Here is a 3,557-nt window from a genome sequence, read left to right as displayed (position 1 = left end):
CACCACCCGCTCGACCTCACCCCCCACCTCCCCCGGCCCAGCGGCGGCCTCCCGAGCCTGCCCACCTACCCCTTCCAGCACCGCCCCTACTGGCTCGACCTCCCCGCCCAGGTCACCAGCGCCACCGACCTCGGCCAGGCGGCCACCACGCACCCGCTGCTGCACGCCGCCGTCCCACTCGCAGACGGCACCGACGAGCACGCCTCGACCACGGTGTTCACGGGCCGGGTCAGCCTGAGCACCCACCCCTGGCTCGCCGACCACGCCGTCGCCGGTACGGTCCTCCTCCCCGGCACCGCCCTGGTCGACCTCGCCCTGCACGCCGGCGACCACACCGGTACCGCCCATCTCGAGGAGCTGAACCTTCACGCCCCGCTGACGCTCGACGAGGCCGGCACCCACGACCTTCAGGTCACCGCCTCCGTCCGGGGCGGAACGGACGGCGACGGGAACGAAGGCGTCAGCCGGCGGCAGGTCACGATCCACTCGCGCCGCCACACCGCGGACGACGCCGAGCCCGAGCCGTGGACGCACCACGCCACCGGCACCCTCACCACGGAACCGGCCGCATCGGCTACGCCGCCGGCGCAGTGGCCGCCCGCGGGGGCGGAGCCCGTGGACGTCACCGACCTCTATCCCCGTCTGCTCGCCGCGGGTTACGAGTACGGGCCCGTCTTCCAGGGCGTCACCGCCGCCTGGGTCCACCCGGACGGCACCCTCCACGCCGAGATCGCCCTGCCCGAGGAGACGGACACGACCGGCCACGCCATCCACCCGGCCCTCCTCGACGCCGCCGTCCACTCCCTCGCGGCGCGCACCCTCCACGCGGACGGCGGCGCGAACGGCAAGGCGGAGGAACTGCGGCTGCCGTTCGCGTGGACCGGGGTATCCGTCCACGCCACCGGCGCCACCGAGTTGCGCGCCACCCTCGCCCCCACCGGCGAGCACGGCCACGACCTCGCTCTGCACACCTGGGACCCGGCCGGCGCTCCGGTGGCCACGATCACGGCACTCAACACGCGGCCCGTCGACGCCACCGCCCTCGCCGGCGGCGCCCAGGCGCACACCGCCACCCGCAACAGCCTGTTCCATCTCGCCTGGCGCCCCGCCGGCCTCAAGCAGGAGCAGGAGCAGGCGGACCTCGGGCAGATCGACGTGTACGCAGCGGCTCCGGCGGAGGACGACTCCCCCGCGGCGGCCCACGCAGCGACGGAGACCCTGCTGACCCGCCTCCAGAGCTGGCTGGCCGACAACGACGAGACCGACCGGCAGCTCGTCGTCCTCACCCACCGCGCGGTGGCCACCGAACCGGCCGAGGACGTCCACCTGGCGCATGCGCCGCTGTGGGGCCTGGTCCGTACGGCCCAGAACGAGAACCCCGACCGCATCCACCTCATCGACACCGACACCGCGGTCACCAATCCCAGCCCCGCGGACATCCCGCACCTCGCCGAGGCCCTGGCCGCCGGCGAACCCCAACTCGCCCTCCGCAACGGCCGGCTATTCACCCCGCGCCTGACCCGCTCGACCGACGCCGCCGCGACGGAGCCCCGGCCGCTCGACCCGAACGGCACGGTGCTGATCACGGGCGGAACCGGCGGTCTCGCCAGCCTGACGGCACGTCACCTCATCACCGAGCACGGCGTACGCCACCTCCTCCTGGCCTCCCGCAGCGGCCCCGACCACCCCAACGCGACAGCTCTCCGCGACGAACTCACCGCACTGGGCGCCCAGATCACCCTCACCGCCTGCGACGTCACCGACGCCGACGCCGTACGCACCCTGATCGGCTCCATCGGCGACGACCACCCCCTCACCGCCGTCATCCACACCGCGGGCGTCCTCGACGACACCGTCCTGTCCAAGCTCACCCCCGACGGCCTGCACCCGGTCCTCGCCCCCAAGGTCGACGCCGCGTACCACCTCCACCAGGCCACCCAGGACCTGGACCTCGCCCACTTCGTCCTCTACTCCTCCGCCGCCGGCACCCTCGGCAACCCCGGCCAGGCCAACTACGCCGCCGCCAACACCTACCTCGACGCCCTCGCCCACCACCGCACCCAGCAGGGCCTGCCCACCACCAGCCTCGCCTGGGGCTACTGGAAGCAGGCCACCGGCCTCACCGGCCACCTCACGACCACCGACATCCGCTCTCTCACCCACGGCACCACGCCCCTCACCACCGAGCACGCGCTTCACCTCCTCGACACCGCGCTCACCACATCCCACCCCCACCACCTCTGCACCCCCCTCAGCCCCGGCGCCCTCCGCACCGCCCCCCGACTCCCCGCGCTCCTCCACGACCTCGTGCCGGCCACCCGCCGCACCGCCGCGCGGACGCACGGCGCGCAGCCGCCGGGAACGGACCTGGCCGCACGGCTCCGGGCGCTGCCGCCGGAGGGACGGCAGAAGCTGCTGCTCGACGTCGTGTGCAGCGCCGTCGCGGCGGTCCTCGGGCACGGCGGCGCGGACGCGATCGATCCGTACCGTCCCTTCAACGAGCTGGGCTTCGACTCCCTCACCGCCGTCCAGCTCCGCAACCGCCTCAGCGAGGCCACCGCGCTCCGTCTGACCTCGACGCTGATCTTCGACTACCCCACGCCGAATGACCTGGCCCGGTACGTCGGCGAGAGCATCGGCGTCGACGAGGCGAGCCCCGAGAACTCCTTCCTGGCCGAGATCGACAAGCTCGAACTGACATTGATCGAACGTTCCGCGGAGGACGCCGGGCGGGTGAAGGTGACCCGCCGACTCCAGGCCCTCCTCACCCGCCTCAACGAGACCGCACGCACGGCACCGGAGGGCGAGGACATCGAGACGAAGCTCCGGTCCGCGTCCAACGACGAACTCTTCGACCTGCTCGACAGCGATCTCGACCTTTCCTGACCCCGGCGGCGCCTGGCGCCGCCTCAGCAATTCCGTACAGAGGAGCGACGACCAATGTCGGACGAAGCCAAGCTTCGGGAGTACCTGACCCGCGCAGTCGCCGAGCTGCACCAGACGCGGCAGCGCCTGCAGGACGCCGAGACGGCAAGGCAGGAGCCGATTGCGATCGTTTCGATGGCCTGCCGGTATCCGGGCGGGGTGCGTTCGCCGGAGGACCTGTGGCGGCTGGTCGCCGCGGGCACGGACGCGATCTCCGACTTCCCCGGGAACCGCGGCTGGGACGTCGAGGGCCTCTACGACCCGGACCCCGACAGGACCGGGAAGAGCTACGCCCGCGAGGGCGGCTTCCTGCACGCGGCGGACGAGTTCGACCCCGAGTTCTTCGGCATGAGCCCGCGGGAGGCCACGGCCACGGACCCGCAGCAGCGGCTCCTGCTGGAGGCGGCCTGGGAGACGTTCGAGCGCGCGGGCATCGACTCCCACTCCCTCCAGGGCAGCAAGACGGGCGTCTTCGCCGGGGTCATGTACGACGACTACACCGGCCGGCTCATGCACCGGATCCCGGAGGGCTACGAGGGCTTCCTGGGCAATGGCGGTGCGGCGAGTGTGGCGTCGGGTCGGGTGGCGTACACCTTCGGTCTCGAAGGTCCGGCGGTCACGGTGGACACCGC

2 protein-coding genes are annotated in these 3,557 nt (G+C 72.9%); both read left to right on the top strand.

What is annotated here, in order from left to right:
• Positions 1-2,886: type I polyketide synthase (locus tag FB457_RS34990; RefSeq protein ID WP_145784705.1), on the top strand; the 2,886-nt coding region annotated here is incomplete at its 5' end.
• Between the two features lie 54 nt (positions 2,887-2,940).
• Positions 2,941-3,557: beta-ketoacyl synthase N-terminal-like domain-containing protein (locus FB457_RS34985; RefSeq protein WP_186462106.1), on the top strand; the 617-nt coding region annotated here is incomplete at its 3' end.

The sequence above is a fragment of the Streptomyces sp. CNZ287 genome (genome assembly GCF_007827615.1).
This window is presented reverse-complemented; position numbering and strand designations above follow the sequence as displayed.